The organism is uncultured Roseovarius sp. (assembly GCF_913054395.1).
Taxonomy (GTDB): domain Bacteria; phylum Pseudomonadota; class Alphaproteobacteria; order Rhodobacterales; family Rhodobacteraceae; genus Roseovarius.
In genome coordinates, this window is record NZ_CAJXIP010000159.1 from 1 (window position 1) to 6,750 (window position 6,750).

Genomic DNA, 6,750 nt, shown 5'->3' on the forward strand with positions numbered 1-6,750 from the left:
TTGATGCCGCGATATCCGGCGGGCTTTTCAAGCCCGATCTGGCGGCGCAGGACAAATATGCCGACCGCTATCACAAAGATATTGAGAGCAATACTTGGAAGACTCAGGTGTTGCAGGTCCAGAACAGGATCCAACCAGGCCCGAAGCCCCCAGATCAGCGGCGCCATGATTGTGCTGACCATAAGGCTTGCGCCGAGGTCAAACAGGAGGGGGCGGCGTTCGCCGAACAGCGTGGCCATCGTCGCACGACTGAGGTAAGCCACCAACAGGCCTATGGAAATCGCGAGGCCCCAATAGGTCGTCCGCGTCGCGAGCGACATCGTTTCATAGGTCCCAAAGGGGCCGGCAATCACCGCAACGGCACTGGTCGCAGCCAGCGAGAAAAGGGTTACCGTAGAAAATAATGTGGAAAACGTTTCCACCAGGTGGTTTCGGAAATCAGACCAGTTCAATTTTTGTCCTTACCACACATAATGATATTTGCGTTTAACACCGGCTCGTTTGTTATCCAACAATCATAGCCATGTCGCCTAACATTATCGTCATCGAGACAACGTAACGTAAGCAATGGGAATTAAAGCCAAAATGTCCCCTATAACAGAAGATGAAATTCGCGCCAGCTTTGCAGCGCAAAGCCTGATGCAAACTCTGGGGGCGCGCCTTGCGCATCTCTCGGAGGGGAATGTCGAAATTGAAGCGCCCATTTTACCCGGCAGCCGTCAACAACACGGCTTTGGGCATGCCGGTCTTACATTTTCTATCGGCGACAGCGCGGCGGGCTATGCCGCCCTTTCCGTCATGCCGCCGGATTGCGAGGTTTTGACCACCGAAATGAAGATCAACCTTCTTGCCCCGGCGAAGGGCGACAAGCTCGTGGCGCGCGGGACTGTGGTCAAGCCCGGACGCCGATTGGTGATCGTGCGCGCGGATGTGTTTGCGCTTGAGGACGGTAAAGAAACTCATATCGCGCTGATGACCGGCACGATGATGCCGGTGCCGCGCGCCTAGCAGCCCCCTTTCCCCTGTCGGCGCGATCCGCTAAGCCTGCGCAAACGCCCCAAGCCAGAGGCCCGCCCATGAAACCCGTCCGCCTGCTTACCGGTATCCTGACCGTCGGCGGCTGGACGCTGCTCAGCCGGTTGCTGGGGTTTATCCGCGACGTGATGATCGCCAGCTATCTTGGCCCCGGCGTGATGATGGATAGCTTTGTCGCCGCCTTCCGGCTTCCCAATATGTTCCGCCGTTTTTTTGCCGAGGGCGCCTTCAACGCGGCCTTCGTACCGATGTTTTCCAAACGGCTTGAGGCCGATGAGGATGCGCTTGGTTTTGCCTCGCTGGCGCTGTCGGGTCTCGGGCTTGTATTGCTGGCGCTGACCGGGCTTGCGCTGGTCTTTATGCCCGCGCTCGTCTGGGCCACAGCCGAAGGGTTCGTTGGCGATCAACGCTTTGATATCACCGTTGATTTCGGGCGCATCGTGTTCCCCTACATCCTGTTCATATCGCTGGCGGCGCTTTTTTCGGGGGTGCTCAATGCTGCCGGTCGTTTTGCCGCCGCCGCCGCCGCGCCGGTGATTTTGAACGTCATGCTGATCCTCGCCATGGCCGTGGCGGCGCTCATGGGGGGCAAGGTCGCCATCGCCCTGGTCTGGGCCATTCCGTTCGCAGGTGTGGCGCAGCTCGTTCTGGTCTGGCAGGCGGCAAGCCGCGCGGGTCTTCATATCCGCCCGGTGCGCCCACGCTGGACACCTGCGATGTCGCAACTGGTGCGCGTCGCCGTGCCCGCCGCGCTTGCCGGAGGCGTGATGCAGGTCAACCTTCTGGTCGGTCAGCAGGTGGCGTCGAATTACGACAAGGCCGTGAGCTGGCTTTATTCTGCGGACCGGCTTTATCAACTACCGCTTGGCGTGGTCGGAATCGCGGTGGGGATCGTGCTGTTGCCCGATCTGTCACGGCGCCTGAAATCGGGCGATGACATCGGCGCGCGCATGGCCCTGTCGCGGGCAGGCGAGCTATCGCTCGCCCTCACCGTGCCCTGCGCCGTGGCGCTCATGGTGATCCCGCTTCAGCTTGTGGCGGTGTTGTTTGAACGCGGCGCCTTTGGCAGCGACGACAGCGCGGCAACCGCGCTTGCAGTGGCAATTTACGGCCTTGGTCTGCCTGCTTTTGTGATGCAAAAAATCCTGCAACCGCTGTTTTTCGCCCGCGAAGACACCAAAAGCCCGTTTCACTATGCGGTCGTGGCGATGATCGTCAATGCGGCCCTCGCGATTGGGCTTGCGATCTGGATAGGCTGGATCGCGGCGGCCTTTGCCACCACGCTCGCAGGTTGGGTTATGGTCTGGCAATTGATGCGCGGCGCGCGCGCCTTTGGCGATATGGCGCGGTTCGATGCCCAGTTTCACCGCCGCATCTGGCGGATCGTTCTGGCCTCGGCCCTGATGGGGGGTGTGCTTTGGGCGATGGGGGCACTGCTTGGACCGCTCTTTGCCATCAGCGGATGGCGCTGGATCGCGCTTTTGGTGTTGCTGGCGGTCGGTACGCTGGCCTATGGCGCCTTCGGCCAGCTTCTGGGCGCCTTCCGGCTTTCGGAAGTCCGCAGCAAGCTGCGCCGCTCGCCGCGCTAGTCGTGCCGGATCCTGGCGCGGATTTTCGTCCAGCCGCCGGGACTTAGGAAAAACGACGCCAGAAAACCGGTGCCAAAACCCGATACATCCGCCACCCAGGTGCCGCTTCCGCCGAACAGAAGGGCAAAGGTCAGCTGAAGCAACATCAGAATGCCGATCAGGCTGAAGGCACGCGACTGTCTCGCGCCAAGCTGACCCAGCTTGAGCCACATCAGATAGGTAAAGCCGCCGATAAGCCCGTAAACGCCGGGAAAGGCCCCGATCAGCCAGGGGTGACCGCTTATCACCAGCCCGTAAACCGCCGCGCCCGTGACAGTGCAGAGCACGAAAAGCACCAGCACCGCCCATTGGCGGAACACCTCGCCGACAAATTTGCCCATCGCCAGAAGCAGCACCCCGGAAAACAGTGCATGGGTAAAACTGTTGTGGACAAAGGCATAGCTGAGAAAGCGGCGCAGGTGCTCGGCGGGATAGATCTGATTTTGCAGCATCCACGCCATGATGTCGCTGTTAAAGCCGTAATCCTCGATCGCGATACTGCGCCAGCCGACCGCCTCGGGGCCGCCGACAAACCCGCGCGCGCCCAGCAAAAAGATCGCCTCGACGCCGACGATCACCAGAAAAAGCGCCACCACCACCGGCGGCACCGGGTTGACGGGGCTTTCGTTTACGGGGTCTGACATGCCTGCTCTCCTTGACGGGGCTTTGACGCATGGGTAAGCGAGGCGGGCGAAGAAATCCAGACGGAGATGACATATGACCGAAGCAGGCTTCACACCGCGGGTCTTTTCGGGCATTCAGCCCTCGGGCAACCTGCATCTTGGCAATTATCTTGGCGCGCTCAAGCGCTTTGCCGATGCGCAGAACCAGGGCATCCAGTCGATCTATTGCATGGTCGATCTGCATGCGGTCACCGTCTGGCAGGATCCGGCCGAGTTGCGCCACTCCACCCGCGAGCTTGCGGCCGGGTTTATCGCCTCGGGTCTTGATCCTGCGAAATCCATCCTGTTCAACCAAAGCCAGGTTGCCGAACATTCTCAGCTTGCCTGGGTTTTCAATTGCGTGGCGCGCATGGGCTGGATGCAGCGCATGACCCAGTTCAAGGACAAGGCGGGCAAGAATGCACAGAACGCCTCGCTTGGGCTGTTTGCCTATCCGGCGCTGATGGCGGCCGATATCCTGGCCTATCACGCGACCCACGTGCCGGTGGGCGAGGATCAAAAACAGCATCTGGAACTGACCCGCGACATCGCGGCCAAGTTCAACAATGATTTCGGCGTCGATTTCTTTCCGATCACCGAGCCGGTGATCGAGGGCACAGGCACACGGGTGATGTCGCTGCGCGACGGATCCAAGAAGATGTCGAAATCAGACCCTTCCGATATGAGCCGGATCAACCTGACCGATGATGCCGACACGATTGCCCGCAAAATCCGCAAGGCCAAGACCGACCCGGAGCCGCTTCCTTCAGAGGTAAAGGGGCTGGAAGAGCGCCCCGAGGCGCGCAATCTGGTGAATATCTACGCTGCTCTGGCCGACATGAGCGTTGATCAGGTCATGGCCGAGGCCGGCGGCAAGGCGTTTTCCGAATTCAAGCCGATGCTGGCCGATCTGGCGGTTGAAAAGCTGGCGCCGATTTCCGGCGAAATGTCCCGGCTGATGCAGGATGTGTCCGAGATCGACCGCATTCTGGGCAATGGCGCAGACCGCGCCCGTGCCATCGCCGCGCCGATCCTGCGCCAGACCTATGAGATCATGGGCATGGTCGGCCCGCGCGAAGTCTGACACGGGCTGTTCCGGGGGCTCATTGCCCCCGGTCCGGCGCGGCTTTTGCACGGGTCGGTTGGGCGTTCATAACCGCCCGCCATCGCTTGACCTCGCCCGCGCCACGCCGCACTTTGGCGCCAACCCTATCGCTGGAAGACCTGCCATGACCCCCGAAGAAATTGCCAAACTGCCCTATCGCCGCTGTGTCGGCGTCATGCTGGCCAATGCCGACGGCCACGTGTTTGTCGGCCAGCGGATCGACAATGAAACGGCCGCCTGGCAAATGCCACAGGGTGGCGTCGATCCCGGCGAGGCCCCGCGCGACGCCGCCCTGCGCGAACTTTGCGAAGAAACCGGCGTGCCCGCTGACCTGGTGCGGATCGAGGGCGAAAGCGGCGATTGGATTCCCTATGACCTTCCGCATGAGATCGTGCCGCGCATCTGGAAGGGCCGCTATCGCGGACAAGAGCAAAAGTGGTTCCTGCTGCGCTTTCTGGGAAAGGACAGCGATGTGAACATCGTCACCGATTACCCGGAGTTTTCCGAGTGGCGCTGGTTGCCGCCAGAGGATCTCGTGGCCAATATCGTCCCCTTCAAACGCGAGGTCTATGCCCGCGTCCTGGCCGAGTTCGGCCCGCTTCTGTAATCCGCGCGCCCTTGCAGGCGCATCCGGGGCCCCGTTGCGCGACATCCCGACCCTGCCGGGGGAAGGGTGGGTTGAGCATTGGGGGCGCTGCCCCCACCCATGAAAATTCGGCTAATTTTCTTGGACTCCCCCGGAGTATTTGCTCCACGAAGAAACCGGCCCCGGAAAAAGCCGGGCAATTCGCCCTCGCACCTTATCGCCAACTCTCTTATAACCCGTGCAAACATTCATAGGAGTCGCCCCATGACCGGAGAGTTGTCACCCATCGACAAGGCAAAATTCGTCGCCGCAAAGCGGTCTGTCGATTATGTCGAGGACGGAATGCGGGTGGGTCTTGGGACCGGATCAACTGCGGCCTGGATGGTGCGGTGTCTTGGCGAAATGGTGCGCAAGGACGGGCTTCGCATCAAGGGTGTGCCGACCTCGACGCGCACCGCCGAACTGGCCCGGGAGGTCGGGATCGAAGTGATCAGCCTTGACGAGGCGAAATGGCTTGATGTGACCATTGACGGGGCCGACGAGTTTGACAGCAATCTGAACCTGATCAAGGGTGGCGGCGGCGCACTTTTGCAGGAAAAGATCGTGGCCACCGCCAGCGACCAGATGATCGTGATTGCCGATGTCGGCAAGGAGGTGGAAACGCTTGGCGCCTTCCCGCTTCCGGTCGAGGTGATCCCGTTTGGCTGGCAGACCACCAAATCGCTGGTCGAAGAGTTGCTGATCTCGATGGATGTGCTTGGCCGCGATGCAACGCTACGGATGAATGGCGAGCGCCCGTTCATTACCGATGAGGGCAATTACATCATCGACCTCCATTTGGGGCGGATCGGGAATCCGCATCAATTGTCGATGGCGATGAACCAAATGCCGGGGGTGGTTGAAAACGGGCTTTTCCTGGATATCTGCGATGTGGTGATCCTTGGCTATGGCGATGGCCGGGTGGAGACGCGCGACATCAACGAGGGCACCGTTGAAGAGGATCGGCTCGATTTCGTCGAGACCGACAACCTTTTCACCGACATGAACGACTAGCATCCGGGGGCGGCATGACATTCGACTATGATCTTTTCGTGATCGGCGGCGGCTCTGGCGGGGTTCGCGCGGCGCGCGTGGCCGCACAGGGCGGCGCAAAAGTGGCCTTGGCCGAAGAGGACCGCTATGGCGGCACCTGCGTGATCCGCGGCTGTGTGCCGAAAAAGCTGATGGTCTTTGCCTCGGAGTATCCCGCGGCAGTTGCCGATGCACAGTCTTATGGCTGGACCGTCCATGCGGGCGGCTTTGACTGGCCGGTGTTTCGCGGCAAGCTTCATGCCGAGTTGGACCGGCTGGAGAATGTCTATCGCGGCATTCTGAAAAACAACGGCGTCGAGAGCTTTGATGCGCGCGCAAGGTTGGTCGATCCGCATACTGTCGAGCTATCGGATGGCAGCCGCAAAAGTGCCAGGCATATCCTGGTCGCGACCGGCGGACGGCCGGTAAAACCGGACCTTCCGGGCGCCGAGCATGCGATCACCAGCAACGAAATTTTTCACCTCGAGAGCCTGCCGAAATCCATTCTGATCATCGGTGGCGGCTATATTGCCTGTGAATTTGCCTGCATTCTCAATGGCCTTGGCGTCAAGGTCACTCAATATTATCGCGGCGCGCAAATCCTGCGGGGCTTTGACGAAGAGGCGCGCAATGTGGTGGCTGCAGGCATGATTGAAGCTGGCG

7 protein-coding genes and 1 pseudogene are annotated in these 6,750 nt (G+C 60.5%); 6 read left to right on the top strand and 2 right to left on the bottom strand.

What is annotated here, in order from left to right:
- Positions 1-452, bottom strand: a pseudogene (locus QZ522_RS16380) (LytTR family transcriptional regulator); the annotation flags it as partial.
- Between the two features lie 133 nt (positions 453-585).
- Between QZ522_RS16380 and QZ522_RS16385 the strand changes: the two are divergent.
- Both QZ522_RS16385 and murJ read left to right on the top strand, forming a co-directional pair.
- Entirely contained in the window at positions 586-1,008 is a 423-nt protein-coding gene (locus tag QZ522_RS16385; RefSeq protein ID WP_294614032.1) for a PaaI family thioesterase, read from the top strand.
- Positions 1,009-1,076: 68 nt separating this feature from the next.
- Entirely contained in the window at positions 1,077-2,624 is a 1,548-nt protein-coding gene (gene murJ / locus QZ522_RS16390; protein ID WP_294614035.1) for a murein biosynthesis integral membrane protein MurJ, read from the top strand.
- Here the strand turns inward: murJ and QZ522_RS16395 are convergent.
- Positions 2,621-3,307 (bottom strand): rhomboid family intramembrane serine protease, encoded by a 687-nt coding sequence (locus QZ522_RS16395; protein WP_294614038.1) that lies wholly within the window; start codon positions 3,305-3,307, stop codon positions 2,621-2,623. The two genes, murJ and QZ522_RS16395, sit on opposite strands and share 4 nt — an antisense overlap.
- 73 nt (positions 3,308-3,380) lie before the next feature.
- On the opposite strand from QZ522_RS16395, the gene trpS reads away from it, so the two are divergent.
- From trpS to QZ522_RS16415, 4 genes are all read left to right on the top strand, one after another.
- Complete coding sequence (trpS, locus tag QZ522_RS16400) at positions 3,381-4,409, top strand: tryptophan--tRNA ligase (RefSeq protein ID WP_294614041.1); 1,029 nt, start codon at positions 3,381-3,383, stop codon at positions 4,407-4,409.
- Between the two features lie 145 nt (positions 4,410-4,554).
- Positions 4,555-5,037, top strand: a complete 483-nt coding sequence (locus tag QZ522_RS16405; protein ID WP_294614044.1) for an RNA pyrophosphohydrolase — start codon at positions 4,555-4,557, stop codon at positions 5,035-5,037.
- 243 nt (positions 5,038-5,280) lie between these two features.
- The gene (gene rpiA / locus QZ522_RS16410; RefSeq protein WP_294614046.1) at positions 5,281-6,069 is read left to right on the top strand and encodes a ribose-5-phosphate isomerase RpiA; all 789 of its coding nucleotides are present in this window, start codon (positions 5,281-5,283) and stop codon (positions 6,067-6,069) included.
- Positions 6,070-6,083: 14 nt separating this feature from the next.
- Positions 6,084-6,750: FAD-dependent oxidoreductase (locus tag QZ522_RS16415; RefSeq protein ID WP_294614049.1), on the top strand; the 667-nt coding region annotated here is incomplete at its 3' end.